The organism is Klebsiella sp. 54, from assembly GCF_018223875.1.
GTDB lineage: Bacteria > Pseudomonadota > Gammaproteobacteria > Enterobacterales > Enterobacteriaceae > Klebsiella > Klebsiella quasipneumoniae.
Genome location: NZ_JAGRRA010000001.1, coordinates 235,663 through 261,116, shown reverse-complemented (window position 1 = coordinate 261,116; position 25,454 = coordinate 235,663). Strand labels below are relative to the sequence as shown.

The 25,454-nt window shown below is 60.1% G+C and carries 25 protein-coding genes; 9 read left to right on the top strand and 16 right to left on the bottom strand.

Annotation, left to right across the window (positions count from 1 at the left end; all coding sequences use genetic code 11):
- Positions 1-33 precede the first annotated feature (33 nt).
- Positions 34-1,299, bottom strand: a complete 1,266-nt coding sequence (locus KHQ24_RS01165) for a 4-aminobutyrate--2-oxoglutarate transaminase (RefSeq protein WP_004202103.1) — start codon at positions 1,297-1,299, stop codon at positions 34-36.
- 118 nt (positions 1,300-1,417) lie between these two features.
- On the opposite strand from KHQ24_RS01165, the gene KHQ24_RS01160 reads away from it, so the two are divergent.
- Entirely contained in the window at positions 1,418-2,941 is a 1,524-nt protein-coding gene (locus KHQ24_RS01160; protein ID WP_004202101.1) for a PLP-dependent aminotransferase family protein, read from the top strand.
- A 52-nt stretch (positions 2,942-2,993) separates the two neighbouring features.
- On the opposite strand, the gene rpoH is transcribed toward KHQ24_RS01160, so the two are convergent.
- The 4 genes from rpoH to ftsY all read right to left on the bottom strand — a co-directional run bounded on the left by rpoH (position 2,994) and on the right by ftsY (position 7,359).
- Positions 2,994-3,848: an RNA polymerase sigma factor RpoH gene (rpoH, locus tag KHQ24_RS01155; protein ID WP_002920815.1), complete on the bottom strand. Its 855-nt coding sequence runs from the start codon at positions 3,846-3,848 to the stop codon at positions 2,994-2,996.
- 268 nt (positions 3,849-4,116) lie between these two features.
- Positions 4,117-5,172, bottom strand: a complete 1,056-nt coding sequence (gene ftsX / locus KHQ24_RS01150) for a permease-like cell division protein FtsX (protein ID WP_002920816.1) — start codon at positions 5,170-5,172, stop codon at positions 4,117-4,119.
- On the bottom strand, positions 5,165-5,833 hold the full coding sequence (gene ftsE / locus KHQ24_RS01145) for a cell division ATP-binding protein FtsE (protein WP_004202097.1): 669 nt from the start codon (positions 5,831-5,833) through the stop codon (positions 5,165-5,167). The genes ftsX and ftsE overlap by 8 nt, the downstream gene beginning before the upstream one ends.
- 2 nt (positions 5,834-5,835) lie before the next feature.
- Positions 5,836-7,359 carry a signal recognition particle-docking protein FtsY gene (gene ftsY / locus KHQ24_RS01140; protein ID WP_062914635.1) on the bottom strand — a complete coding sequence of 508 codons (1,524 nt, stop codon included), beginning with the start codon at positions 7,357-7,359 and terminating at the stop codon, positions 5,836-5,838.
- Between the two features lie 182 nt (positions 7,360-7,541).
- Between ftsY and rsmD the strand changes: the two genes are divergently transcribed.
- Together rsmD and KHQ24_RS01130 are read left to right on the top strand one after the other, a co-directional pair.
- Positions 7,542-8,138 carry a 16S rRNA (guanine(966)-N(2))-methyltransferase gene (rsmD, locus tag KHQ24_RS01135; protein WP_004202093.1) on the top strand — a complete coding sequence of 199 codons (597 nt, stop codon included), beginning with the start codon at positions 7,542-7,544 and terminating at the stop codon, positions 8,136-8,138.
- Positions 8,128-8,403: a DUF1145 family protein gene (locus tag KHQ24_RS01130; protein WP_004202092.1), complete on the top strand. Its 276-nt coding sequence runs from the start codon at positions 8,128-8,130 to the stop codon at positions 8,401-8,403. Before rsmD ends, KHQ24_RS01130 begins: the two co-directional genes overlap by 11 nt.
- Positions 8,404-8,416: 13 nt before the next feature.
- Here KHQ24_RS01130 and KHQ24_RS01125 read toward each other — a convergent pair whose 3' ends face one another.
- Positions 8,417-8,767 (bottom strand): DUF2500 domain-containing protein, encoded by a 351-nt coding sequence (locus KHQ24_RS01125; RefSeq protein WP_074194550.1) that lies wholly within the window; start codon positions 8,765-8,767, stop codon positions 8,417-8,419.
- Positions 8,768-8,917: 150 nt separating this feature from the next.
- Here KHQ24_RS01125 and KHQ24_RS01120 point away from each other — a divergent pair, with 150 nt between their 5' ends.
- Together KHQ24_RS01120 and zntA are read left to right on the top strand one after the other, a co-directional pair.
- Positions 8,918-9,544 (top strand): lysoplasmalogenase, encoded by a 627-nt coding sequence (locus tag KHQ24_RS01120; RefSeq protein ID WP_004202090.1) that lies wholly within the window; start codon positions 8,918-8,920, stop codon positions 9,542-9,544.
- A 78-nt stretch (positions 9,545-9,622) separates the two neighbouring features.
- A complete protein-coding gene (zntA, locus tag KHQ24_RS01115) occupies positions 9,623-11,833 on the top strand; it encodes a Zn(II)/Cd(II)/Pb(II) translocating P-type ATPase ZntA (protein WP_211777093.1) in 2,211 nt (736 codons plus the stop codon).
- Positions 11,834-12,023: 190 nt separating this feature from the next.
- Here zntA and tusA read toward each other — a convergent pair whose 3' ends face one another.
- On the bottom strand, positions 12,024-12,269 hold the full coding sequence (gene tusA / locus KHQ24_RS01110) for a sulfurtransferase TusA (protein ID WP_002920858.1): 246 nt from the start codon (positions 12,267-12,269) through the stop codon (positions 12,024-12,026).
- 206 nt (positions 12,270-12,475) lie between these two features.
- Between tusA and KHQ24_RS01105 the strand changes: the two genes are divergently transcribed.
- Together KHQ24_RS01105 and KHQ24_RS01100 are read left to right on the top strand one after the other, a co-directional pair.
- Positions 12,476-13,141, top strand: a complete 666-nt coding sequence (locus KHQ24_RS01105; RefSeq protein ID WP_004202088.1) for a 7-cyano-7-deazaguanine/7-aminomethyl-7-deazaguanine transporter — start codon at positions 12,476-12,478, stop codon at positions 13,139-13,141.
- 73 nt (positions 13,142-13,214) lie between these two features.
- Positions 13,215-13,772, top strand: a complete 558-nt coding sequence (locus tag KHQ24_RS01100; protein ID WP_017899984.1) for a DcrB family lipoprotein — start codon at positions 13,215-13,217, stop codon at positions 13,770-13,772.
- Here KHQ24_RS01100 and KHQ24_RS01095 read toward each other — a convergent pair whose 3' ends face one another.
- Positions 13,773-14,993, bottom strand: coding sequence for an MFS transporter (locus tag KHQ24_RS01095; RefSeq protein WP_049004445.1), 1,221 nt, complete (start codon positions 14,991-14,993; stop codon positions 13,773-13,775).
- Positions 14,994-15,126: 133 nt separating this feature from the next.
- Between KHQ24_RS01095 and KHQ24_RS01090 the strand changes: the two genes are divergently transcribed.
- Positions 15,127-16,176: an AI-2E family transporter gene (locus tag KHQ24_RS01090; RefSeq protein WP_004202085.1), complete on the top strand. Its 1,050-nt coding sequence runs from the start codon at positions 15,127-15,129 to the stop codon at positions 16,174-16,176.
- Here KHQ24_RS01090 and arnF read toward each other — a convergent pair.
- From arnF to KHQ24_RS01050, 8 genes are all read right to left on the bottom strand, one after another.
- Positions 16,173-16,553: a 4-amino-4-deoxy-L-arabinose-phosphoundecaprenol flippase subunit ArnF gene (arnF, locus tag KHQ24_RS01085; RefSeq protein WP_023319275.1), complete on the bottom strand. Its 381-nt coding sequence runs from the start codon at positions 16,551-16,553 to the stop codon at positions 16,173-16,175. The two genes, KHQ24_RS01090 and arnF, sit on opposite strands and share 4 nt — an antisense overlap.
- The gene (arnE, locus tag KHQ24_RS01080) at positions 16,553-16,891 is read right to left on the bottom strand and encodes a 4-amino-4-deoxy-L-arabinose-phosphoundecaprenol flippase subunit ArnE (RefSeq protein WP_004202083.1); all 339 of its coding nucleotides are present in this window, start codon (positions 16,889-16,891) and stop codon (positions 16,553-16,555) included. Before arnE ends, arnF begins: the two co-directional genes overlap by 1 nt.
- Positions 16,888-18,543, bottom strand: coding sequence for a lipid IV(A) 4-amino-4-deoxy-L-arabinosyltransferase (gene arnT / locus KHQ24_RS01075; RefSeq protein WP_004202082.1), 1,656 nt, complete (start codon positions 18,541-18,543; stop codon positions 16,888-16,890). The genes arnE and arnT overlap by 4 nt, the downstream gene beginning before the upstream one ends.
- The gene (arnD, locus tag KHQ24_RS01070; RefSeq protein WP_004202080.1) at positions 18,543-19,445 is read right to left on the bottom strand and encodes a 4-deoxy-4-formamido-L-arabinose-phosphoundecaprenol deformylase; all 903 of its coding nucleotides are present in this window, start codon (positions 19,443-19,445) and stop codon (positions 18,543-18,545) included. Before arnD ends, arnT begins: the two co-directional genes overlap by 1 nt.
- The gene (gene arnA, locus KHQ24_RS01065; protein WP_032456699.1) at positions 19,442-21,427 is read right to left on the bottom strand and encodes a bifunctional UDP-4-amino-4-deoxy-L-arabinose formyltransferase/UDP-glucuronic acid oxidase ArnA; all 1,986 of its coding nucleotides are present in this window, start codon (positions 21,425-21,427) and stop codon (positions 19,442-19,444) included. Before arnA ends, arnD begins: the two co-directional genes overlap by 4 nt.
- The gene (arnC, locus tag KHQ24_RS01060) at positions 21,424-22,407 is read right to left on the bottom strand and encodes an undecaprenyl-phosphate 4-deoxy-4-formamido-L-arabinose transferase (RefSeq protein WP_004202077.1); all 984 of its coding nucleotides are present in this window, start codon (positions 22,405-22,407) and stop codon (positions 21,424-21,426) included. The genes arnA and arnC overlap by 4 nt, the downstream gene beginning before the upstream one ends.
- A 1-nt stretch (position 22,408) precedes the next feature.
- Positions 22,409-23,548, bottom strand: coding sequence for a UDP-4-amino-4-deoxy-L-arabinose aminotransferase (gene arnB, locus KHQ24_RS01055; protein ID WP_004202075.1), 1,140 nt, complete (start codon positions 23,546-23,548; stop codon positions 22,409-22,411).
- A 396-nt stretch (positions 23,549-23,944) separates the two neighbouring features.
- A complete protein-coding gene (locus KHQ24_RS01050) occupies positions 23,945-24,451 on the bottom strand; it encodes a phenolic acid decarboxylase (RefSeq protein WP_012540376.1) in 507 nt (168 codons plus the stop codon).
- A gap of 97 nt (positions 24,452-24,548) precedes the next feature.
- On the opposite strand from KHQ24_RS01050, the gene KHQ24_RS01045 reads away from it, so the two are divergent.
- Complete coding sequence (locus KHQ24_RS01045) at positions 24,549-25,409, top strand: LysR family transcriptional regulator (RefSeq protein ID WP_017899988.1); 861 nt, start codon at positions 24,549-24,551, stop codon at positions 25,407-25,409.
- Positions 25,410-25,454: the final 45 nt, after the last annotated feature.

The window sequence follows — 25,454 nt, the reverse complement described above, 5'->3', positions numbered from 1 at the left end:
GCTTCCCTGCCGCCGCAGCCCGCCGGGGAGACGTTAGCTCTTCAGTACGCGCGCCAGAATATCCAGCGCTTTCGAGAACTGGGCGTCCGGAATCGTCAGCGGATAGAGGAAGCGGATCACGTTGCCGTAGACGCCGCAGCTCAGCAGCAGCAGGCCGTTCTCCTGCGCTTTCTGTTGCACCTGGCGGGTGAACTCCGGCGACGGCTCGCCAGTTTGCGGATCGTTAAACTCCACTGCCACCATCGACCCCCGGCCGCGGACATCGACAATCGCCGGACAGGTGGCGCGCGCCTGGTTGAGCACTTCCTGCAGATGGCTACCCAGCTGCTCAGCGCGCTGGCACAGCTGCTCTTCGGCAATCACATCCAGCACCGCGTGCGCCGCGGCCACCGCCAGCGGGTTACCGGCATAGGTCCCGCCCAGTCCGCCTGGCGCTGGGGCATCCATTACCTCGGCGCGACCAACGACGCCCGACAGCGGGAAACCGCCGGCGAGGCTTTTCGCCATCGTCATCAGATCCGGTTTCACATCATAATGCTGCATGGCGAACAGCTTGCCGGTACGAGCGAAACCGGTTTGCACTTCATCGGCGATCAGCAGAATGCCGTGGGTATCGCACAGGTCGCGCAGCGCCTGCATGAAATCGGCCGGCGCGACGTTAAAGCCGCCTTCCCCCTGGATCGGCTCGAGGATGATGGCCGCGACCTGATCCGGCGCAATATCCGCTTTGAAAATGCGCTCCAGGCTTTTCAGCGCATCCGCGGTGGTCACGCCATGCGCCGCATTCGGGTAGACACCGTGATACACCGAGCCCGGGAACGGCCCGAAGCCGATTTTGTAGGGTGCGACCTTACCGGTGAGGGCCATGGTCATAAAGGTACGGCCGTGGAAACCGCCGCCGAAAGTTATCAGCCCCGGACGACCGGTGTAAGCGCGGGCAATTTTCACCGCGTTCTCGACCGCTTCCGCGCCGGTGGTGAAGAAGGCCGTTTTTGCCGGCCCGTCAATCGGCGCCAGATCGTTGATACGTTCCGCCAGCGTGACATAGCTTTCGTACGGCACAATCTGATAGGCGGTGTGGGTGAACGCCTGCAGCTGGTCAGCGACCGCGGCAACCACCTTCGGATGACGGTGACCGGTATTTAACACGGCGATCCCGGCGGCGAAATCGATCACCTCATTGCCTTCGATATCCCACAGCGTGGCGTTCTCCGCCTTCTCGACAAAGTAGTTACACATTACGCCTACGCCGCGCGGCGTCGCCTGCTGGCGACGTTGATTCAGTTCTGAGCTTTTCACCTGCGAATCTCCTGTCGTGTATGTCACGTTATCGCAACAAATTAGAAACGATGTCGTTTATTTACACAGGAGTTGGCCCTATAATCGAGTACCAATTTTGAATATCTGAGGGATCCAATTGCGTTCGCTAGTGGGTGACCTGGTGCTGGTCCGTCTGCAGGAAGAGCGCGACCCTCTTCTGCACAAACGCTTATACAACGCGCTTCGCCGCGCGATCCTTGACGGTTCGCTGGCGCCGCAAAGCCGCCTGCCGCCGTCGCGGGACCTGGCGGGAGAACTCGGCGTATCAAGAAACACCATATTAACAACTTATGAACAATTACTGGCGGAAGGATATGTGGTTTCCCGTCGGGGAAGCGGAACATTCGTTGCCCAAACCGCCTCTGAAAGTTCCTTGACCGCTAAGGGTGAGCGGGAAAACAGCAGCATCGCGACATCGACGGCGCATCTTTCACGCCGCGGCCAGCACCTGCTCGGCCAGGTCAGCGCCAGCCCGCGCCAGTGGGGAGCGTTTATTCCCGGCGTACCGGACGTTAACGCCTTTCCCCATCCGCTGTTCAGCAAGATCCAGGCGCGCATCAGCCGTCGGCCAAAGCCCGAGCGGCTCAGCTACAGCTGCAACGGCGGTACCCCGGAGCTGCAGCAGGCGCTGGTGGATTATCTGCGGGTATCGCGCGGCGTCCACTGTCAGGCAGATCAAATTCTTATCACCGAGGGGATCCACCAGGCTATCGATCTGGTCACCCGCATGCTGTGCGACAGCGGCGATCTGGCGTGGGTGGAGGAGCCTTCCTACTGGGGCATTCGCCACCTGCTGGCGATGAACGACGTCCGGGCGGAGCCCCTGACCGTCGATGCCAACGGCCTGTGTCCGCCGGAAACGGTTGACGATGCGCCGCGGCTCATCTTTGTCACCCCCTCTCACCAGTATCCGCTGGGCGCAGTGATGAGCCTTGAACGTCGTCAGCGGCTGCTGGCGCTCGCCCGCCAGCAGGGGAGCTGGATCGTCGAAGATGATTATGACAGCGAGTTTCGCTTTTCCGGCCAGCCCATCCCCGCCCTGCAGGGGCTGGTGGCCGACGCGCCGGTGGTCTATATCGGCACCTTCAGTAAAACGCTCTATCCCGGCCTGCGTCTGGGCTATGTGGTGATCCCCCGTCCGCTGGTCAGCGATCTGAAGCACGCCCACGCCGAGCTTTACCGCGGCGGCCATTCGCTGATCCAGATGGCGCTGGCGGAGTTTATTACCGCTGGTCACTACTCGGCCCATATCCGCCGCATGCGCCTGCTCTACAGCCGTCGCCGCGCCTTTTTAACCGAGCTGATTCAGCGGCACTGTATGCCCGACGCCCTGTCGGACTTCAGCGATAATGCCGGGCTGCATTTGATCCTCAATTTACCGGAAGAGGCTGACGATGTGGCGATCGCCCGCGAGGCCAATGCGCGCCACATTCTGGTGCGGCCGCTCTCGCGCTACTACCTGACGGCGGCGCGTAAGAAAGGATTATTGATGGGATTTGCCAGCCAGCCCGAGGAGCAGATGGCGCCGGCGTTCAGCGTGCTGATCGGCTGCCTGCGGACGCACTGTCCAGAGGTGCTGCGGCCCATGGATGGCGCAGAAAAACAAAACGCCCCAACCTGAGGCGGGGCGTTATCGGGGAGCCTGATATCAGGTATCAGGCAGGCGTGGCGTATCAGGCTTCGATCGCTGCACGCAGTTTTTTCATGGCGTTCTTTTCCAGCTGACGCACGCGCTCTGCGGAGACGCCGTAGCGGTCAGCCAGCTCCTGCAGCGTGGACTTGTTGTCTTCGTCCAGCCAGCGGGCGCGGATGATATCCTGGCTACGCTCGTCCAGGCCCTGCATCGCGTCAGTCAGCTTATTCGCCGCCTGCTCTTCCCAGTTATCGTCTTCGATGCCGTCGGCAAAGTTTGACGTTTTGTCCTGCAGATACAGGACCGGCGCCATCGGCTGGCTGTCGGATTCATCGTCCGACGACATGTCGAACGTCATGTCCTGGGCCGCCATGCGGGATTCCATCTCGCGGACGTCTTTGCTCGACACGCCCAGCTCACGGGCTACCATTTCCACTTCATCCTGGTTGAACCAACCCAGACGCTGTTTGGTTTTACGCAGGTTAAAGAACAGCTTACGCTGTGCTTTGGTGGTAGCGACCTTCACGATACGCCAGTTGCGCAGCACGTATTCGTGAATTTCGGCTTTAATCCAGTGCACGGCGAAGGAGACCAGGCGCACACCCACTTCCGGGTTGAAGCGACGCACGGCTTTCATCAGGCCGATATTGCCTTCCTGGATCAGATCCGCCTGCGGCAGGCCATAGCCCGAGTAGTTACGAGCAATGTGAACAACAAAGCGCAGGTGAGACAGAATCAGCTTTTTCGCTGCTTCCAGATCGCCCTGGTAATGCAGCTTTTCAGCAAGCTCCCGCTCTTCATCAGCCGACAGCATCGGCCAAGTGTTAGCGGCCCGGATATACGATTCCAGGTTACCAACGGGGGCTAAAGCTAAAGTTTGCATTTCTTTGGTCATTCAAATCCTCTCAATTGATATCTTCTGACGTGGTCTTGTCCCCATCAGGCAACAAGCATGCCAGCATTCATGAGCAACGAGAATATCACTCACATTAGTATCAGACAGTGATTTTATCCACAAGTTCCATGCAACGGTGTGAATAAATTACGCACAAAATGTGACACCACGATGAAAAAGTGAGGGCAGGAAAAGGAGAACAAGCTTGCGTATCTTTCCCTGCGAACAGGAACTCATTGCAGCAGGGAAAGATTATATCACGCTTTTTTTAATCGGGAGTAAAGTGACGTAAATGTTGCACTGTCGCCAGCCAGGCGGCTACCCAGCCGATCATCGAGCAGACGATCAGCATCAGCAGACACTCGTCAAAGCCTAAGCCGCTTAGCTCAAACTGGGTGCCGAACACCTTCGCCACTTCGGTCACTGCCGACGAGAGACGCATCACCAGAATCTCCGACAGGATCAGCGATAAAAACGCGCCGGAGAAGCCCAGCATCGCCCCGCCGTAGAGGAACGGACGCAGGATAAAGCCGTCGGTAGCGCCGATCAGTTTCTGCACGTTAATGGTATCGCGGCGGGCGAAGATGCTCAGGCGCACGCTGTTGCCGATCACCAGGAACACCGCCGCCACCATCAGCACGCCAATCATCGCCGACACGCGGCCCACCAGCCCGGTGAGCGAGGAGAGGCGGGCAAACCAGCTGTCGTCCATCCGCACCTCATCGACCCCCTGGATCCGCGATACCCGATCGCGCAGGGTGTTCAGCGCTTCCGTGCTCTGGAAATCCAGCTTCGGCACCACGATGGCGACCGCCGGCAGCGGGTTCTCTTCCAGCATATCCAGGGCGCCGCCAAAGCCGGACCAGTTACGGAATTCACCCAATGCCTCGTCACGTGACAAATAGTTCACCTTGTCGACGCCCTGCTCCGCCTGCAGCTGACCTACCACCCGCGCCGCGGCGTCGTCATCCAGCGTTTTTTCCAGATACACGGTGATCTGCGGCGAGGGATAGTACTGTGACGCCGCGCTGCTGACGTTTTTGTAGACCATGTAGCAGACGCTTGGCAGGGTCAACGAGATGGCGATAACCATCACCGTCAGGAAGGTGGCCAGCGGTGTGCTTTTTAAATCCTGGAGCGCGCCGTGCCAGGCGTAGCGCACCTGCTCGTTGAACACGTTGCTCTTACGCGAGGCCGGGTTAGGCGCCGCTTTCGGCCGTTTTGGCGCATTGCGCCCGCCGCCGCCGCCGCCCGCCGCGTTGCGCAGGCGATCGAACTTGCTGCCGAACTGGCGGATTTGGTTCATTGCGTCGCGCTTATTCACCCCGAATGCCTCCATGCAGATGGCCGTCGCTGAGCGTCAGCACGCGGTACGGACGGCTGGAGATAAGCCCCAGATCGTGCGTGGCCATCAGTACCGTCACCCCGACGCGGTTAAACTCTTCAAACAGACGTAAAATCCCCTCCGAGAGCGCCTCGTCGAGGTTACCGGTCGGTTCATCCGCCAGCAGTACCGCCGGCTTGTTGACCACCGCGCGAGCGATCCCCACGCGCTGCTGCTCGCCGCCGGAGAGCTGAATCGGAAAGTTCTTCGCTTTGTCCAGCAGCCCGACCTTGTCCAGCGCCGCCGAGACGCGGCGACGAATGTCATCGCCGCTGGCGCCGGCGATAATCAGCGGGATCGCCACGTTGTCATACACGGTGCGATCCATCAGCAAATGGTGGTCCTGGAAAATCATGCCGATCTGGCGGCGCAGGAACGGCACCTCACGGCTCTTCAGGCGGCTGATTTCATGACCGCTGAAGAAGATTTTGCCGGCGCTGGGCCGTTCGATACCACAGATAAGCTTCAGCAGGGTACTTTTCCCTGCGCCGGAGTGGCCGGTCAGAAACGCCATCTCGCCCGGCTGCAGGTGGAAGTTCACCCCCTGCAGCGCTTGTCTCCCACCGAGATAGGCTTTGCTGACTTGTTCAAAGCGAATCATTCTTAATCCTCTCGGGCAAAAAGTGCCTCAATAAAGTCGCCCGCATTAAACGGACGCAGATCCTCAATACGCTCGCCGACGCCAATATAGCGAATCGGAATGCCGAACTGGTCGGCCACCGAGAAGATCACGCCGCCTTTGGCGGTGCCATCCAGCTTGGTCAGGGTGATCCCGGTCAAACCTACCGCCTCATGGAACAGTTTGGCCTGGCTAATCGCATTCTGCCCGGTGCTGGCGTCGATGGTTAACATCACCTCATGCGGCGCGTCGACGTCCAGCTTTTTCATCACCCGGACGATCTTCTTCAGCTCTTCCATCAGGTGCGATTTATTCTGCAGACGCCCGGCGGTATCGGCAATCAGCACATCAACATGGCGCGCCTTCGCCGCCTGAATGGCGTCGAAAATCACCGAAGCGGAATCGGCGCCGGTGTGCTGGGCGATCACCGGGATATTGTTACGCTGCCCCCAGACCTGCAACTGTTCTACCGCCGCCGCACGGAAGGTATCCCCCGCCGCCAGCATCACCGTTTTGCCCTGCTGCTCAAACTGACGCGCCAGCTTGCCGATGGTGGTGGTTTTCCCCACCCCGTTCACGCCGACCATCAGAATAACAAATGGCGTTTTGCCTTCAACGTTCAGCGGCGCATCCACTTTGGCGAGAATCTCACCCATCTCTTCTTTCAGCAGGCCGTACAGCGCCTCCGCATCGCGCAGCTGCTTACGGCTGGCGCCCTCAGTGAGGTTAGTAATGATCTTGCGGGTGGTCTCCACCCCGACATCAGCGATCAGCAGCTGCTCTTCCAGCTCTTCAAACAGATCGTCGTCGATCTTCTTACCGCGGAACAGGCTGATAAATCCGGAACCGAGATTTTCTTTTGTTTTCAGAAGACTACGTTTTAGGCGGGCAAAAAAGCCTTCTTTCGTCGGTTTTTCCTGCTCCTGGGCCAGTTCTTCCACCGGCGCCTCGTCTTCTGGCGCCGGCACCACCACCGCCGCCTCTTCTGCCGCCTCGGCCGCCAGCGCCTGCGCTTCCAGCTCTTCATCGCTTAACGGCGCGTCCTCTTCCGGCGCTTCCGTCTCCTGCGGCTGGGCAACAGCATCCTCTACAGGCTGCTCAGCCACGACCTCCGCCGCCACCGGTTCGGCGATAACCTCTTCCGCCAGCGACTCAACCACCGCAGGCTGTTCAACCGGTTCGCTGACCGCGGGCTCCGGTTCAACAACAGGCGCTTCTTCGGTCAGAGCAGGCGCTTCCACCCACTCTTCTTCCTGCGCGCTGGCAGGCTCCGCAAGGTGGGCCTTTTCGTTTTCGACCACCGTCTCGGTGACGTCGACGACCTCTTCGGCAAACGCCTCCGGGTCCGCTTTCGGCGCGCTCGGCTCGGCAGGGGTTGCCGCCGCCGGCGTCTCATCGGCAACCGCTTGTTGTTCTTCTACTTTTTGTTCAGTCTCGGTTTCCTGTGCCTGTTCTTTCTGTCCAAAGCCCAGCCAGGAAAAGAAGCCACGTTTTTTCTCTTTTGCCATTTGCGACCACACTCCTCGCTGTTTATTCATGGCGCAGCTTCATCAGAAGCTGAAAAAATGATGAAATTAGTTGGATAGTCTATCACTTAACTTAACTCGCAGCACCGCCCCCGGATTAAGGTTTCGTCAACCGCCGTCGATCGCTAGAATAGCAGGCCGGAAGTTGAGACTTGAGCAGAGAGATGAAAAAACCAAACCACGCGGGCAGCGGTCAGATCCGCATCATCGGCGGGCAATGGCGCGGCCGTAAATTACCGGTGCCGGAGAGCCCGGGCCTGCGGCCGACCACCGACCGGGTTCGCGAAACCCTTTTTAACTGGCTGGCGCCGTCCATCGTTGACGCGCACTGCCTCGACTGCTTTGCCGGCAGCGGCGCGCTGGGGCTTGAGGCGCTGTCCCGCTATGCGGCCAGCACTACGCTACTGGAGATGGAGCGCGGCGTCGCTCAGCAGTTGCAAAAAAACCTGGCCACCCTGAAAGCGGATCGCGGCAAGGTGATCGCGACCAACACCCTCAGCTTCCTGAGCCAACCGGGCACGCCGCATGAGATCGTATTCGTCGACCCACCGTTCCGTCAGGGGCTGCTGGAGGAGACGCTGCGCCTGCTGGAAACGCAGGGCTGGCTGGCCGATGAGGCCCTGGTGTACGTCGAAAGCGAAGTCGAAAACGGTTTACCGCCGGTACCGGCAAACTGGCATCTGTATCGTGAAAAAGTGGCCGGACAGGTCGCGTACCGTCTTTACCAACGTGAGGCCCAAGGAGAGAACCATGCTGATTAATTTAGGCCGCCTGCTGATGCTGTGCGTCTGGGCCTTTCTGTTATTGAATCTGTTTCAGCCCTTCCCGAAGCCGCTGAATATCTTCGTCAACGTCGCGCTGATTTTTATGATCCTGATGCATGGTCTGCAGCTGACGCTGCTCAAGGCGACGCAGCCGAAAGATGCCCCGCCGCTGGGCCGCTTTGAGCAAATCCGCATTTTTATCTTCGGCGTGTTTGAGCTCGTCGCCTGGCAGAAAAAACTGAAGGCGACGCTGAAGAAATAGTCCTGACAAGGGCTCAGGGATCGGGCGTAAACGCCACGAACGCTGTGCCCTTATAACGCAACATCCCGCGATCGCCGACGCTCAGCGCATGATACTGCGGCGCGTCAAGGCGAAACACCACCTCCAGCCCGCCGTTCTCAGGGCGAAAGCTCGCTTCATAGCGCATCTCGCTGCCCGCAGGCGTCACCGTCTGCTGCCGCGAACGCCGATCGTTAATCACTTTTTCCCGCTTATTGCTGACGATCACCCGCTTTTGCAACACCGGCGCGGCGTCGTTCGCCAGTTTTTCGCGGCGCTGCTGCACATAGCGAAACGAAGCCGCCACCACAATCACCGCGACGACCAGAACAAAAAAGAGCGGCATTTTACTCATTAAGGTTACCCATAAAAAATATCAGGAATCAGCATACTGCGACTGGAATAACATTGTCATCTGCTGCGCCAAACCACTACACTGAGTGGTAGCTTCACGCATCCGTAACTTTCTTTATGATAACAGATACAGGGACTTACTATGCTTTGGTCATTTATTGCTGTCTGTTTCTCCGCATGGCTTTATGTCGATGCATCCTATCGCGGGCCAGCCTGGCGACGCTGGGTATTTAAACCTGTCACCCTGATTCTGTTGCTGTTGCTGGCCTGGCAGGCGCCGATGTTCAATGCCATCAGCTACCTGGTGCTGGCTGGCCTGTGCGCCTCGCTGCTCGGCGACGCCCTCACCCTGCTGCCGCGCCAGCGGGTGATGTACGCGGTGGGCGCCTTCTTCCTGTCGCATCTGCTGTATACCATCTGGTTTGCCAGCCAGCTGACGCTGTCGTTCTTCTGGCCGCTGCCGCTGGTGCTGCTGGTATTCGGCGCCCTGCTGATGGCGGTGATCTGGAGCCGCCTGGAAGAGATGAAAATGCCGGTGCTGACCTTTATCGGCATGACGCTGGTGATGGTCTGGCTGGCCGGTGAGCTATGGTTTGCCCGCCCTACCGACACCGCGCTGTCCGGTTTCGCCGGCGCCGCTCTGCTGCTGCTGAGCAATGCCGTGTGGCTGGTAAGTCACTATCGTCGCCGTTTCCGCGCCGATAACGCCATTGCCGCCGCGTTTTACTTTGCCGGCCACTTCCTCATCGTGCGCGCGCTGTACCTGTAATTTAGTCCTTGACTCTGGAGTCGACTCCAGAGTGTATCCTACGGCTAATGAGAAAATTATCATTTACCGGAGGGTGCCATGTCGACTCCAGACGCGCAGGATAAAAAAGTCCCACAATTCTCGTCATTCACCATGCGGCCAGCGCCCGCCCCGGCGGAGAGCTGCTGCACAGACCACGCCTGCGCCGCAGAGACCGCACCAGCCGCCGAAGCGCTTAGCGACGCCCGCTACAGCTGGCAGGTTGCCGGCATGGACTGCGCCGCCTGCGCCCGCAAGGTGGAAACGGCGGTTCGTCAGGTGCCCGGCGTCAGTCAGGTTCAGGTGCTGTTCGCCACGGAAAAATTATTGGTTAACGCCGAAGGCGACGTTCGCGCTCAGGTTGAGCAGGCGGTACGTCAGGCAGGTTATACGCTGCGCGATGCCGATGCCCCCGCGTCAGAGAAAACGCAGGGCTCGCAGCTGCGCGACAATTTACCGTTGCTGACGCTGGTCATTATGATGGCCCTGAGCTGGGGGCTGGAGCAGGTCAACCACCCTGCCGGTCAGTTAGCCTTTGTTGCCACCACCCTGGTCGGCCTGTGGCCGGTTGCCCGCCAGGCGCTGCGCCTGATCAAAAGCGGGAGCTGGTTCGCCATTGAAACGCTGATGAGCGTCGCCGCCATCGGAGCGCTGTTTATCGGCGCCACCGCAGAGGCGGCGATGGTCCTGCTACTGTTCCTGATCGGCGAGCGTCTCGAAGGCTGGGCCGCCAGCCGCGCGCGGCAGGGCGTGAGCGCGCTGATGGCGCTGAAGCCCGACACCGCCATCCGTCTGCGCAACGGCGTGCGGGAAACCGTCGCCCAGCGCGATCTGCGCCCCGGAGATGTGATTGAAGTGGCTGCCGGCGGGCGTCTGCCGGCGGATGGACAACTGCTGTCGCCGTTTGCCAGCTTTGATGAAAGCGCCCTGACCGGCGAGTCGGTGCCGGTGGAGCGCCAGGCCGGAGAACGGGTAGCGGCGGGCGCCACCAGCGTCGACCGCCTGGTGAAGCTGACCGTGATCTCCGAACCGGGCGACAGCGCCATCGACCGCATCCTGAAGCTGATTGAAGAGGCGGAGGAACGTCGGGCGCCGATCGAGCGTTTTATCGACCGCTTCAGCCGGATCTACACTCCGGCCATTATGGTGGTGGCCCTGTTGGTGGCCATTGTCCCGCCGCTGTTCTTCGCCAGCGCCTGGCTGCCATGGATCTATAAAGGCTTAACGCTGCTGTTGATCGGCTGCCCGTGCGCGCTGGTCATCTCCACCCCGGCGGCCATCACCTCCGGCCTGGCGGTCGCCGCCCGACGCGGGGCGCTGATCAAAGGCGGCGCGGCGCTGGAACAGCTGGGCCAGGTGCGCCAGGTGGCGTTCGATAAAACCGGCACCCTGACCGTCGGGCAGCCGCAGGTGACCTCGGTCATCACCACCGCTGAGAATGACGACAACGCGCTGCTGGCGCTGGCGGCGGCGGTGGAGCAAGGCTCCAGCCATCCGTTGGCGCAGGCCATCTTCCGCGAAGCGCAGCGGCGCCAGCTGAGCATTCCGCTGGCCAGCGGCCAGCGGGCGCTGGCAGGTTCCGGTATCGAAGCCGAGGTCAACGGCAGCCGTATCGTGATCTGCGCGGCCAGCAAAGCCGCCCCGGCAGAGCATGAGGCGCAGATCCAGCAGCTGGAGAGCGCCGGTCAAACGGTGGTGCTGGTCATGCGCGGCGAGACGCTTCTCGGCATCCTGGCGCTGCGCGACACCCTGCGCGACGACGCGCGTCAGGCAGTGGATGCCTTACACCAGTTGGGGGTGCAGGGGGTGATCCTCACCGGGGATAACCCGCGCGCCGCGGCGGCCATCGCCAGCGAACTGGGGCTGGAATTCCGCGCCGGCCTGCTGCCGGCGGACAAAGTCGAAGCGGTGATGGCGTTGAATGCCGATGCGCCGCTGGCGATGGTCGGCGACGGCATCAACGACGCCCCGGCGATGAAAGCGGCGACCATCGGCATCGCCATGGGCAGCGGTACCGACGTGGCGCTGGAGACTGCCGACGCCGCGCTGACCCACAACCGTCTGACCGGCCTGGCGCAGATGATTTCCCTGGCGCGGGCGACTCACGCCAATATCCGCCAGAACATCGCGATTGCCTTAGGGCTGAAGGGGATTTTCCTTGTCACCACCCTGCTCGGCCTGACCGGTCTGTGGCTGGCGGTGCTGGCGGATACCGGCGCCACCGTGCTGGTAACGGCTAACGCGCTGCGGTTATTGCGTAAGAAGTTGTAGCATAGATACCGGCTTCCCTGCTCGCGCTACGCTTAGCAGGGCTACGGTTCCAGACCGTCGGGTAGCCCGGATAAGGCGCTACGCGCCGCCATCCGGGGTATTCCCTGCTCGCGCTACGCTTAGCAGGGCTACGGTTCCGGACCGTCGGGTAGCCCGGATAAGGCGCTGCGCGCCGCCATCCGGGAGAGGCTCAGTGGCTTTTGCGGATCAGGTAGCGGTACGGCAGGGCTTCGGTTTCCTGGGCCACCAGCTCATGCTCCATAAAGCGGCAGAATCCCGGGATATCGCGGGTGGTGGCCGGATCGTCAGCAATAATCAGCAGCGTCTCGCCCACCGGCATCGTCCGCACGGTTTTACGCACCATCATGACCGGCTCCGGGCAGCGGAGTCCCAGGGCATCCAGAGTGTGGTCAGGAGTGGAGAAAAGTTCGCTCATTTTAGTCTCACGTCAACAAAACGGCCCTAGTTTACCCCCTGCTCGCCAGTACGCAAGCCAGGTTAACGTTTGCGCGAAAAACAACCATTGCATTACGCCGGCAACGCAGTATCATGCAGCCGTTTTTAATTGGGTTCCCTCACCCCAACGTTCCGCTGCCGATTGCTCATTTACCTGAAGCATGACGGGCATAAAAAGGTCACAATATGAATCCGTTTACTACCGTACAGCGCAAAAAAGCGCTCGTCTGGCTTTCGCTATTTCATCTGCTGGTGATTACCTCCAGCAACTATCTGGTTCAGCTGCCGATCTCCATCTTTGGTTTCCATACCACCTGGGGCGCGTTCAGTTTTCCGTTTATCTTCCTCGCCACCGATCTGACGGTGCGAATTTTTGGCGCACCGCTGGCGCGACGCATTATTTTTGCGGTGATGGTCCCGGCGCTGGTCATCTCCTACGCCATCTCCGCCCTGTTTTACATGGGCGAGTGGCAGGGCTTCGCCGCGCTGGGCACCTTTAATCTCTTCGTCGCGCGCATCGCCATCGCCAGCTTTATGGCCTATGCGCTGGGGCAGATCCTTGACGTCCACGTCTTCAACCGCCTGCGGCAGAGTCGTCACTGGTGGCTGGCCCCCACCGCCTCGACGCTGTTCGGCAACATCAGCGATACCGTAGCGTTCTTCTTCATCGCCTTCTGGCGCAGCCCGGATCCGTTTATGGCCGCTCACTGGGGGGAGATCGCCCTCGTCGACTACAGCTTTAAAGTGCTTATCAGCATCATTTTCTTCCTGCCGATGTACGGCGTTCTGTTAAATATGCTGTTGAAAAGGCTGGCGGATAAATCTGATTTGTCGGCATTGCAGCCGAGTTAAAGGTACTCGCGGACTGATGTGTTAAGATAGCCGGATGAGCCATTAGTGGCCGTTTATCGAAAGGAAGATGTCAATGCGCAATTTGGTTAAATATGTCGGTATTGGCCTGCTGGTGATGGGGCTTGCCGCCTGCGATAACAGCGATTCAAAAGCGCCAACCGTTGGGGCAGCAGCGGAGAGCAATGCCAGCGGCCAGGCAATCAGCCTGCTGGATGGCAAGCTGAGCTTCACCCTGCCTGCGGGCATGGCCGACCAGAGCGGCAAACTGGGTACTCAGGCGAACAACATGCACGTCTATTCTGACGCCACCGGCCAGAAAGCAGTCATCGTCATCGTCGGCGACAGCACCAATGAAGACCTGGCGGTGCTGGCGAAACGCCTGGAAGATCAGCAGCGTAGCCGCGACCCGCAGCTGCAGGTGGTGAGCAATAAGTCGCTGGAGATCAAAGGTCATACCCTGCAGCAGCTGGACAGCATCATCTCCGCCAAGGGGCAGACCGCGTGGTCTTCCGTACTGCTCGGCAAAGTGGATGACAAACTGCTGACCCTGCAGGTCACCCTGCCGGCGGACAACCAGCAGCAGGCGCAGACCGAAGCGGAAAGCATCATCAGCACCCTCACCATCCAGTAATTACTGGCCTGGTGCGACGGCCTCCGGTTCGCCACCCGGGGGCCGTTTTTTTAACCGCCAGCCCAGCAGCAGCGCCGCCATCACCAGACCTGCCGCCGCCAGATATATCACCGGGATCCCGGTCCACGCCATCAGCAAGCCGGCCAGCGGCCCGGTGACGCCTAACGACAAATCCATAAACACGGTATAGGTGGCCAGCGCCGACCCCTGGTTGTGCTGCGGCACCGCTTTCACCGCCACCACGCCCAGCGCCGGAAAGACCAACGAGAACCCGGCCCCGGTAAGCAAGGTGCCGATTTTCGCCAGCAGCGGCGTATCAGCAAAGCCGACCAGCAGCAGGCCGATGATCTCCACGCTAAAGCAGAGCATCGCCACGTTCAGCCCGCCGAAGCGGTTAATGGCGTTGGGAAACAGCAGCCGCGCGCCAACGAACGCGCAGCTGAACAGCGTCAGGGCGAAGGCCGCCCCGTCCCAGCCTTTGGCCTCATAAAACAGCGTGATAAAGGTGGCGATAACCCCGAAACCGGCGGAGGCCAGGGCCAGCGCCATTCCGTAGGGCCACACCCGCCCGAGCACCGCGCGAAACGACATCGCTTTGCCTTTCGCCGCCTTCACCGCTGCGCGGGGCAGCGCGCAGAGGATAGCCGCCAGCGCAACCGCCATAATGACCCCAGCCAGGCCGCTGAGGCCAATGTACGAATAGCACAGCACGCCGAGCGGGGCGCCCATCGCCATCGCCCCGTAGGTCACAATGCCGTTCCATGAGATCACCCGCCCGATATGCAGCGACCCAACAACGCCGACGCCCCACAGCGTCGAGCCGGTGCCGGCAAAGCTCTGGCCGATGCCGAGAATGACCCGCCCGAGGCATAGCAGCAGCAGGCTAACCAGCGGCCAGCCGCTGCTCCAGGCGGCAAGCAGGTAGCTCAGGCCGCTTAAAAAGCAGCCGCAGAGGCCGAAGACAACGATCTTTTTGGGCCCCAGCAGGTCAGCATAGCGCCCGGCGTGCGGGCGGCTGAGCAGCGTGGCGAAATATTGCAGACTAATCACCAGGCCGGCCCAGAAAGCGCTAAAGCCCATTACATCATGCACATAGCCGGGAAGCACCGCCAGCGGCAAGCCGATGGTGAGATAGCTGGCAAAGTTAAAAATGACGACGGAGACAATCCGCAGATTGAGGCGCAGTCCATTGAGCGCCGGTTCGGCGACGGGTTCGGGCATCAGGTTCCACCAGATTTCGACAACCAGCTTTCACTATTACCACGCTGGCGGCGGAAAAGCAGCTCGCCTTTCGGAATATTGGCAGTCGGCGAACCGCTACACTTATCAGGCGCGACTCACAAAAGGAATGCCTATGTCCCCTCCGCAGGCTGATAAAGCCGGGCTCCATATTTTACTTAAGCTGGCGGCGCTGGTGATTATCCTCGCCGGGATCCACGCCGCCGCCGATATTCTGGTGCAGCTCCTGCTGGCGCTGTTTTTCGCTATCGTCCTCAACCCGCTGGTCACCTGGTTCATTCGCCGCGGGGTGCGGCGCCCGTTCGCCATTACCCTGGTGGTGACGGCAATGCTGGTGATGCTCACCGCGCTGCTTGGCGTGCTGGCGGCGTCGCTCAATGACTTTGTCGCCATGCTGCCTGATTTCAACCGCGCCCTGACGCGTAAGATCGTCCAGCTCCAGGAGTATCTCCCCTTTCTCAACCTGCATATCAATCCGGAGCGCATGCTGCGACGTATGGATTCAGAACGGCTGATGACCTGGGCCACGACGCTGATGACCCAGCTTTCCGGGGCGATGGCCAGCATTGTGCTGCTGGTGATGACGGTGATCTTTATGCTGTTTGAGGTTCGCCACCTGCCCTACAAACTGCGTTTTGCCCTCAATAACCCTCGTCTGCATATCGCCGGGCTGCACCGGGCGCTGAAAGGCGTTACCCACTATCTGGCGCTGAAAACGCTAATCAGCCTGTGGACCGGGCTGATTGTCTGGCTGGGGCTGCTGGCGATGGGGGTACAGTTCGCGCTGATGTGGGGGGTGCTGGCGTTCCTGCTGAACTATGTGCCGAATATCGGCTCCGCCATCTCCGCCATCCCACCCATGCTGCAGGCGCTGCTGTTCAGCGGCATCTACGAGTGCCTGCTGGTCGGGGCGCTGTTTCTGGTGGTGCATATGGTGCTGGGCAACATGGTGGAGCCGCGCATGATGGGCCACCGGCTGGGGATGTCGACCCTGGTGGTGTTCCTGTCGCTGCTGGTCTGGGGCTGGCTGCTGGGGCCGGTGGGAATGCTGCTCTCGGTGCCGTTAACCAGCGTCTGTAAAATCTGGATGGAGACCACCGTCGGGGGCAGCAAGCTGGCGATCCTGCTCGGCCCGGGGCGTCCCAAAAGCCGGCTCCCCGGCTAGCGGCGTTTCACCGGCCAGAAGATGGTCAATACGCCGGCGACGATAATCGCCACGCCCAGCAGCGATTGCCAGTAGAACGGCTCATGCCAGCCGGGCAGCCAGATGGCGGCAGCCCACACCAGGATATAGCTCAGGCTCAACAGCGCATACGCTTTTGATAACGGTAGACGGTGGAGGGCAAAGTACCAGCAGACCATTGACAACAGGTAGCCCAGCAGGCCGAAAAACAGGCCGAAGGTACCAGGCTCGAAATGCAGCAGATGCTGGAGAAAGGCCAGAATATCGGTCAGCGGCGGCAAGGCCACCATGGCGCTGCGCAGCAGCAGCTGCGCGGCGCTGACAAGGCCGACGCTGAATAATGCCCAGAGAAAGCCCATCAAACGCTGGTCCCCAGAATGACAATGCCCACGACGATCAACCCGACGCCAAACCAGTGGCGGCGAGCGACCGGCTCATGCCAGATGCCCCAGCCCGCAAGGGTGACCCAGACGAAGTTCAGGCTCAGCATCGGATAGGCGATGCTCACTGGAATAGACTGCAGGACGCTCAGCCACAGCAGCATGCCGCAGCCGAGGCATAGCAGCGCCATCCCCAGCCAGAAGAGTATATGGCGACTCCGCCGTCCGCGACGGGACGGGCGGGTCGCCTGTTTCTGGCACAGCTGTCCGGCGCAGCTCAGCAGGCTGGCGAACACCAGACAGATCCAGACGCTCATTGCGGCAGGTACTGAAGGAAGACCACCCGACCCAGCTCGTAGGCGTTATCGGGTTTCGGTAACGGTAAGTCGACCATACTCTCTCCTTTATCCATCAACAGCACCAGCGAGACCGGCCCCTGCTGACGATGCGTGGCCAGCCAGTCGGCAAACCCGGCCTGGCTGACAAAGCTTCCCTGAGCGTCCGGCCAGTCGAGACCGTACTTCAGCTCACCCTGTTTGTCGAACATAATAATATCGCTTCGCTTCAGCTCCCAGGCCAGGCCGCCGGCAATCCCGACGTTGTTAGTCAGGACGTAACGGCTGGGCTGCAGGGATTCGCTGACGATGTCCACGAGGAACTGCGGCTGTTTGCTGTCGATAACCCGGTCCGGAATGGCGAAGCCCACCAGCAGCGCCAGGCCAAGCGGGCAAAGCGCCGCCAGGCTCCAACGGCGACCAGCGTCTTTCATCGCCAACCAGCCCATCAGCGCCCAGACGGCGAAGGCGATGGCCGCCAGCAGACATTTATACAGCTCAATCTTGGTCCATACCGGCTTGTGCATCACGCCCCAGGGCGAGACCACCAGCACGGCGATCAGCCCCAGCAGGCCAAAGCCCAGGTTGATCATCCCATTGATGCGCAGCGCTTTCGCGCCGGTCTTCGCCGCCTCCAGCGCGTAGCGGGCCATCAGGATCGACAGCGGCGCAAAGCACGGCAGGATATAGGTCGGCAGTTTGCCTTTAGCAATACTGAAGAACAGGAACGGCATCGCCACCCAACCGAGCAGATACAGCGCGCCGCGGGCCTCATCGCGCTCACGCCAGCCGCGCTTCAGCGCCCCTGGCAGCAGGGCCAGCCACGGCAAGCTGCCGGCGATCAGGAACGGGATGTAGTACCAGAACGGCGCTTTGTGCTGGGCGTCTTTTTCGGCGAAACGCTGAATATGCTCGACCCAGAAGAAGTAGCGCCAGAAGTCCGGCTCTCGCTGGGCGATAGCCAGCCCCCAGGGCAGCACCACCAGCGTACAGACGACCACCGCCAGCCAACCGTAGGTCAGCACTTCACGCCAGCGTTTACGGGCGATCACCCACGGCAGAACGCCCACCACCGGCACCGCCAGCGCAAGGAAACCTTTGGTCATCACCCCCATACCGCAGGCGACGCCCAACAGCACGTAACCCAGTATTTTGCCGCCGCGGCTCTGCGCCTGCGTCGCGCCCCAGAAGCTGCACATCGCCAGCGCCAGCCACAGGGTGATCATCGGGTCCAGCACCGCATAGGTACCAATCGCATACACCAGCATCGCGGTGAGAAAAATCACTGGCGACAGGACGGCTACCCGCTTATCGCGAAAGATGCGCCACGCCAGCCAGGCCACCAGCACGGCGGTCATGGTGATGGCGAAGACCGACCCGAAGCGTACGCCGAAGTTATTATGGCCAAACAGCCACTGGCCGACACTGTTGATCCAGTAACCGGCAATCGGCTTTTCGAAGTAGCGCAGCCCGAGAAAATGCGGCACCACCCAGTCGCCGGTGGCCAGCATTTCACGGCTGATCTCCGCATAGCGTGTTTCATCGGGTTGCCAGAGCAAACGGAAATTGAGCGGCAGCAGGTAATACAGCGCAAACAGCGCAATCAGAGAGACGCCATAGCGAATGCTTTTCATCAAACACCCGAAGTCAGTAATTGTTCACGTCCGAGCCAGCCTTCCCGGCCAGCCAGTTCACCCCGAACCACTTTGCCGGACGGCAGCTCGCTAAAGTCAGCGGGCAGCAGCTGGCTCAGTGGGCAAAACTGAATTTCTTCTTCCGCCGCCATGGTCAGCAGTTCATCGAACTGATCGGCATAGGCAATACCTTCCACTTCGGCGTGAATGGTATAGACCGGCACGCCAGGGTCGCGATGGATGCAGTCGAGGAGATAGCGGTTAAAGCCGGCGATATCCACCGCCGTGCCCACCGCCTCGTCCCAGGTCGGCAACGTGACCGGGATCTGCACCGTACCAGAGACGCCGCTGCCGAGCTGGGGCAGAAACGGCCGCGTGCCGCGACAGTCGCTGTTGTAGAGAAAATCGAAGGATTCTTTGGCTTTCACCACCCGCTGATCGGCGCGCCAGCCGGCAACGGCCGAACAGGTGACCGGCCGGCCGATGATGCGCTCGAGCTCCAGCAGGCCACGCTCGACCTCCAGCGTCAGCCGTTCCTGCGGCCAGACGCCGCTCCACGCCTGCCAGCTGTAGTGGTCCCAGGCGTGCAGGCCCACTTCATGAGACTCGGCGGTCGCACGGATCACCGCCTCGTTCCCCGCGCCGATGCGGCGTCCCGGCCACGCGGTGCCGGCCAGCAGAATATCCCAGCCGTACAGCGAAGCCGCTCTGGAACGCAGCATCTTCCACAGAAACTTCGGTTTTACCAGGCGCCACAGGTGGCGCCCCATATTGTCCGGCCCGACGCTGAAGAAGAAGCTTGCCTGAATCCCGTGCTGGCCTAGCAGGTCCAGCAGCCGCGGAACACCGTCCCGCGTCCCGCGAAAAGTATCGACATCTATGCGTAAGCCGACCTGTTTCATGGATGTTTAGCGTCCACCAGTTCTACCGTGCGCAGGAAGAAGTCCAGCGTATGCTCAACGGTCTCTTCCATCTCCACCTTCGGCTCCCAGTTCAGGCAGCGTTTGGCGTTGCGGATGCTCGGTTTGCGATGCTCAACGTCCTGATAGCCCTTGCCGTAGTAGTCGCTGCTTTCCACTTCGCGGAAGCCGGCAAACGGCGGGAAGCGATCGCGCAGCGGATGGCGTTCGAAGCAGGCCAGCAGCATCTCCGCCAGCTCTTTGATGCTCGCTTCGTTATCCGGGTTACCGATGTTGATGATCTGCCCGTCGCAGCGGCCGTCTTTGTTCTCGATGATGCGGAACAGCGCTTCGATACCGTCGCTGATGTCAGTAAAGCAGCGCTTCTGCTTACCGCCTTCGATGAGCTTGATCGGCGAGCCTTCCACCAGGTTGAGGATCAGCTGGGTGATGGCGCGGGAGCTGCCGATACGCGCGGCGTTGAGGTTATCCAGACGCGGCCCCATCCAGTTGAACGGACGGAACAGGGTGAACTTCAGGCCATTCTTATCGCCGTAGGCCCAGATCACGCGGTCCAGCAGCTGCTTGGAGACCGAGTAGATCCAGCGCTGTTTGTTGATCGGCCCGACCACCAGGTTGGAAGTATCTTCGTCGAAGTTTTTGTCGGTGCACATGCCGTACACTTCAGAGGTCGACGGGAAGATGATGCGCTTATTGTATTTCACGCAATCGCGGATGATCTTCAGGTTCTCTTCGAAATCCAGCTCGAACACGCGCAGCGGGTTGCGGGTGTACTCGATAGGGGTGGCGATAGCTACCAGCGGCAGCACCACGTCGCATTTCTTAATGTGATATTCGATCCACTCGGAGTGAATGCTGATATCGCCTTCCACGAAGTGAAAACGCGGGCAGTCGAGGAAACGGCTGATGGCGTCGGAGCCGATATCCAGGCCGTAAATCTCATAGTTGTCGTCCTGCAGCAGGCGTTCGGTCAGATGGTTACCGATAAAGCCATTGACGCCGAGGATCAGCACCCGGGTACGACGCTTAACCGCCACCACCGGTTTGCTGCTGATCACCGCCCCGGACACCAGGCCCAGCGCCTGCGCCAGCTGGGCGCCCTGCATGTACACGCCGCGTTCGGTCTGGCCGGTGACAATCTCCAGCGCCCCTTCCTGGCACGCCACGATCAGCGGTGCAACGGAGATAACGGTGCCCGGTTTGGCTGCAGGTAGATCACTGCGTACACGGGATTTCCAGACAATAAATTTGTTCGCGCCAGCGTAGCCGAAGGCCCCCGGCCACGGATCGGAGACCGCGCGCACCAGATTGTGCAGCGTCTGCGCCGGCTGCTCCCAGTCGAGGCGGCCATCTTCCGGGGTGCGCCGTCCCACATAGGTCGCCTGGCTGTGATCCTGCGGACGTTCATCGGTGGTTCCGGCGAGGATCGCCGGCAACGCCTGGCTCAGCAGCTCAGTGGCGGCAGCGCACAGCTTGCGGTGCAGCGTCAGGGCGGCGTCATCCGGGCCAATCGCCACGGTTTGCTGAGCGACGATATCGCCGGCATCCGCGCGGTTCACCATCCGGTGCAGCGTCACGCCGGTTTCGCTTTCGCCATTGACCAGTACCCAGTTCAGCGGCGCGCGGCCGCGATATTTCGGCAGCAGCGAACCGTGTAGGTTAAACGCCCCTTTCGGCGCAAGACTGAGGATCTCATCGCCCAGCAGGTTGCGGTAGTAGAAGGAGAACAGCACGTCCGGCTTCATCTCGCGGATACGCTCAATCCACAGCGGATGGTTCACGTCTTCCGGCGCCCACACCGGAATGCCCTGCTCGGCGGCAAGGCGCGCCACGGAGCCAAAGAAATGGTTTTCGCCAGGGTTATCCGGGTGGGTGAAAATAGCAGCGATATCATATCCAGCGTCCAGCAGAGCCTGGATACCGGTGCAGCCCATATCGTGATAAGCGAAGACTACGGCTTTCATGAACGATCTTCCTCTTTAGATGCCGTTTCCGGCTGGCGAACAACACGTTGAATAAAGTAGCGGGGACGCGCGCGCACGTCGTTATAGATGCGTCCGATATACTCCCCGAGCAGGCCCATCCCGATAAACTGAGCGCCGATGAACATAAACAGCACGGCGAAGAGCATAAATACCCCTTCCGCCGCCCACTGCGGGCCAAAGGCCAGACGCAGCACCACCAGCATCAGGCCAAAGGCGAAGCCCAGCAGGGCTATCACGCTGCCGAAAATGCTGAGCAGACGCAGCGGCGTGGTGGTCAGACAGGTCACCAGGTCGTACATCAGGTTGATCAGGCGCATAAAGCTGTATTTGGAGTCGCCGAATTCGCGCTCGGCGTGCATCACCGGGATCTCCACCGCGCGCCGGGCGAAGGTATTCGCCAGGATCGGGATAAAGGTGCTGCGCTCATGGCAGTTGAGCATGGCGTCGATGATATGGCGGCGGTAAGCGCGCAGCATGCAGCCGTAGTCGCCCATCGCTTTGCCGGTGGTGCGCTGGATCAGGCGGTTGATCATCTTCGACGCGGTTTTGCGGAAGATGCTGTCCTGACGGTTCTGGCGAACGGTGCCCACCACGTCGTAGCCTTCATCCGCCTTCTCTACCAACCGCGGGATCTCTTCCGGCGGGTTTTGCAGGTCGGCGTCAAGCGTAATGATTAAATCGCCGGTTACATGGCTGAAACCGGCCATGATCGCCGAGTGCTGCCCGTAGTTACGGTTTAACAGCACGGCGACGACGTGACTGCCTTCCGCCTCGGCAGCTTCGGTGAGCATGCGCGCGGAATCGTCGCTGCTGCCATCGTCGATCAGCAGAATTTCATATTGCCGCCCCAGCGTGGCGCAGGCGGTATCCGTACGACGAAGCAGCTCCGGCAGGCTATCCTGTTCGTTATAAACCGGAATAACCACCGAGACCTTCTTCACGGGAGGGTAAGTAAGCATATCAACGTCCTGACAGCTGGCGCAGTGCGGAAATGACGCGAGTGACATCGTCATCGGTCATGTCCGGGAACAACGGGAGAGAACAGATGCGGGCGCTGTTCCATTCGGTATTCGGCAGGGAAACCTCCGGGAAGCGCTCGCGGTAATATTTTTGCGTATGGGCCGCACGGAAGTGCAGACCGGTGCCGATACCCATCGCCTTTAGCTTTTCCATCAACGCGTCGCGGCTGATGCCGCAGGCAGCCTCATCGACGCGGATGATAAACAGATGCCAGGCGTGCTGGTGATCCCAGGCCGGGACGGTCAGGGGCGTAAACGGCGTGTCCGCCAGTTCGCGCAGATAGCGCTGGGCAATTTCCGCCCGCCGCTGGTTGGCGTGAGGCAGTTTTTCCAGCTGGACCAGCGCCAGCGCGGCGTTGATGTCGGCAAGATTGTATTTAAAGCCCGGAGCGATCACCTCCGCCTGCGGCGCGCGGCCATGGGTCTGGCGGTCATAGGCGTCCACGCCAAGGCCATGGAATTTCAGGCTGCGGATACGGGAGGCCAGCTCGTCGTCGTCGGTGACAATCAGGCCGCCTTCAGCGCAGGTCATGTTTTTGATCGCGTGGAACGAGAAAATCGCGGTCCCCTGCCAGCCTACGTGGCGGCCCTTATAGTGGGTCCCCGCCGCATGGGCGGCGTCTTCGATCACCGGAATGCCATGGCGCTCGCCCACCGCGCGAATGGCGTCGATATCGGCTGGCGCCCCCGCGTAGTGCACAGGAATAATCGCTTTGGTACGCGAGGTGATCGCCGCTGCCACCGCCTCAGGGGTGATCATCAGATTGTCGTTATCGACATCGATCATTACCGGCGTGGCGCCCAGCAGGCAGATCATATTGAGAGTGGAGACCCAGGTCTGGGACGGTGTAATGACTTCATCGCCAGGGCCAATACCCAGCGCCATCAGGGTCACATGCATCCCGCCGGTCGCTGAACTGACGGCAATCGCGTGGCGGTTGCCGGTCAACTGGCAAAATGCCGCTTCAAGTGCCTGATTCTTCGGTCCGGTGGTGATCCAGCCCGACGTTAAAACTTCACGCAGGGCTGCCAGCTCTGCGTCGCCCATCGACGGGCGCGAAAAAGGCAAAAAATCGCTCATCATCATCCTGTTCTGTAGATGACCCACGCACAAACCTGGGTCGTTAGAATAAAATATCCTGCGCCTGCGGACTTAAACGAAATTAAAATGAAGTGAGTTCAGCGCGGCATTCCATTTCAGGGTATTTCGACCACTATTAATGTAGTCGACCTTGCTTAGGATAATATTAAGAAATTAATCTTTTCTCAGCATAGCCAAATAAATCATTAAGAAACAGAATGATAGGTTTTATTTATGGCAGAATTTTGACAAAAAAGCGTTCCTGTCTGGAAAAGAAAACAGGAACGCTATCGCGGAAAGTAAACGGGGGTTAAACCAGATAACAATTAATGACGCTGTCTTTGTCACGCTTGATGACAAAAAGTTAGCGCAGATCACAAAGTTATTTCTGCTTAATTACAAATTTGCAGGAAAATCAGCTGGCAATTCACTTGCCGGGCAATTAATAACCTCGTCATTATCCGCGCCACAGTCGCGAATGAAGGTGATAGTAGCAAACTCGTCAATCACTTCCGTCGGGTAGGCCGGGCCGGCATCGCGGTACGAATTCATCAGAGGAATGTGATCGTTCTGGAAGCAGACGGTTTTTTCCGGGTTATTCATGATCCAGCGCGGGAAGAAAATGGTGCCGTGGAACAGTTTATCGCCCAGGTTGACGATCAGGCTGACGTCGGTACCGGTCGGTTCGGTCCATGAGATTTTGTAGATACTTTCCCCCACCCGCACGATGTACGCTTCCTGATCTTTCACCCAGCGATTGCCAACGATGCCGCTGTGAATACGGTAGTCGAGGGTGTGGCCGTTTTTGACGTAAATTTCGTAGTTCCAGCCGTTGTCGTAGGTGTAGACCAGATGTTTACCGATAAAGCCGCTGAGGTCATGTTTGTCGAAAGTGCTCATCATTTATTCTCCTCTGTGTTGTTGAGGACAGCATACGTCTTTAAAAATTGAATGAATAACGCTATGTTTGGATTAAATACATCCAAATTTTAGATTGATTATGCACAAGACAACCCTGGAGCAGTGGGCGTTACTCGAAAAGGTAGTGGAATTGGGGAGCTTTGCCAGAGCGGCGGAGGAGACCAATCGCAGCCAGTCTTCGGTGAGCTATAACCTCGCGCTGCTGCAGGAGCGTTTAGGGGTAGCGCTGCTGGCGCCGTCCGGGCGGCGGGCGGTGCTGACCCCGGCCGGCGAACTGCTGCTGAATCAGGTCAAACCGCTGCTACAGGCCTTCGCCTACGTTGAGACGCATGCCGCCACTCTGCGCAACGGGGCGCGCACCCGTCTGGATCTGGTGGTCGACAGCATTTTCCCGCGCCAGCGGTTGTTCGCCATTTTGCGCCAGTTTCAGCAGCGTTATCCGCAGACGCAGGTCAGACTCACCGAAGTGCTGGAAAATATGGATGACGAGGGTGCGGCGCGAACGGAAGCCGATGTCATGGTTCTGACCCGCCGCCAGGATATTACCGGCCGCGGAGAGTGGCTGATGAATATTGATTTTATCGCCGTCGCCCACCGCGACCATCCTCTCGCCGCCCTCGACGGTCCGCTGGAGGATAGCGCGCTGGCGCCATGGCCGCTGGTGCGCATTGCCGACCAGACCGGCGATGGCCAGGCGACGCGTGACGCCTGGACTTTCTCCACCATTGACGCCGCCATTGATGCGGTGATGTATCAGGTCGGCTTCGGCTGGCTGCCGGAAGAGCGCATTCGTTCCCATCTCGATCAGGGCGTGCTGAAGCGGCTGCCCCTCAGCCATGGCGCGCGCCGCGCGACGCCGCTGCATCTGATCGTCAAGCGGGATCTGGCGCCGATCGACGAACAGGTGGCCACGCTGCTGGGGTTGTTCCGGGCGCCCTGAGGGGTAAAGCGGCGCCTGCCCCTGCGCATAATCATACGGATTACT

Bases quoted from the DNA above. Each gene is read 5' to 3' on its own strand.
- arnF (WP_023319275.1), bottom strand. From the start codon at position 16,553: ATGGGCTTTCTCTGGGCATTATTCAGCGTCGGCCTTGTCAGCGCCGCG.
- KHQ24_RS01050 (WP_012540376.1), bottom strand. From the start codon at position 24,451: ATGATGAGCACTTTCGACAAACATGACCTCAGCGGCTTTATCGGTAAA.
- arnA (WP_032456699.1), bottom strand. From the start codon at position 21,427: ATGAAAGCCGTAGTCTTCGCTTATCACGATATGGGCTGCACCGGTATC.
- KHQ24_RS01045 (WP_017899988.1), top strand. From the start codon at position 24,549: ATGCACAAGACAACCCTGGAGCAGTGGGCGTTACTCGAAAAGGTAGTG.
- zntA (WP_211777093.1), top strand. From the start codon at position 9,623: ATGTCGACTCCAGACGCGCAGGATAAAAAAGTCCCACAATTCTCGTCA.
- arnC (WP_004202077.1), bottom strand. From the start codon at position 22,407: ATGCTTACTTACCCTCCCGTGAAGAAGGTCTCGGTGGTTATTCCGGTT.
- KHQ24_RS01095 (WP_049004445.1), bottom strand. From the start codon at position 14,993: ATGCCCGAACCCGTCGCCGAACCGGCGCTCAATGGACTGCGCCTCAAT.
- KHQ24_RS01130 (WP_004202092.1), top strand. From the start codon at position 8,128: ATGCTGATTAATTTAGGCCGCCTGCTGATGCTGTGCGTCTGGGCCTTT.
- KHQ24_RS01120 (WP_004202090.1), top strand. From the start codon at position 8,918: ATGCTTTGGTCATTTATTGCTGTCTGTTTCTCCGCATGGCTTTATGTC.
- KHQ24_RS01090 (WP_004202085.1), top strand. From the start codon at position 15,127: ATGTCCCCTCCGCAGGCTGATAAAGCCGGGCTCCATATTTTACTTAAG.
- ftsE (WP_004202097.1), bottom strand. From the start codon at position 5,833: ATGATTCGCTTTGAACAAGTCAGCAAAGCCTATCTCGGTGGGAGACAA.
- arnT (WP_004202082.1), bottom strand. From the start codon at position 18,543: ATGAAAAGCATTCGCTATGGCGTCTCTCTGATTGCGCTGTTTGCGCTG.
- arnE (WP_004202083.1), bottom strand. From the start codon at position 16,891: ATGAGCGTCTGGATCTGTCTGGTGTTCGCCAGCCTGCTGAGCTGCGCC.
- tusA (WP_002920858.1), bottom strand. From the start codon at position 12,269: ATGAGCGAACTTTTCTCCACTCCTGACCACACTCTGGATGCCCTGGGA.
- KHQ24_RS01125 (WP_074194550.1), bottom strand. From the start codon at position 8,767: ATGCCGCTCTTTTTTGTTCTGGTCGTCGCGGTGATTGTGGTGGCGGCT.
- arnD (WP_004202080.1), bottom strand. From the start codon at position 19,445: ATGAAACAGGTCGGCTTACGCATAGATGTCGATACTTTTCGCGGGACG.
- KHQ24_RS01100 (WP_017899984.1), top strand. From the start codon at position 13,215: ATGCGCAATTTGGTTAAATATGTCGGTATTGGCCTGCTGGTGATGGGG.
- rpoH (WP_002920815.1), bottom strand. From the start codon at position 3,848: ATGACCAAAGAAATGCAAACTTTAGCTTTAGCCCCCGTTGGTAACCTG.
- arnB (WP_004202075.1), bottom strand. From the start codon at position 23,548: ATGAGCGATTTTTTGCCTTTTTCGCGCCCGTCGATGGGCGACGCAGAG.
- ftsY (WP_062914635.1), bottom strand. From the start codon at position 7,359: ATGGCAAAAGAGAAAAAACGTGGCTTCTTTTCCTGGCTGGGCTTTGGA.
- KHQ24_RS01105 (WP_004202088.1), top strand. From the start codon at position 12,476: ATGAATCCGTTTACTACCGTACAGCGCAAAAAAGCGCTCGTCTGGCTT.
- rsmD (WP_004202093.1), top strand. From the start codon at position 7,542: ATGAAAAAACCAAACCACGCGGGCAGCGGTCAGATCCGCATCATCGGC.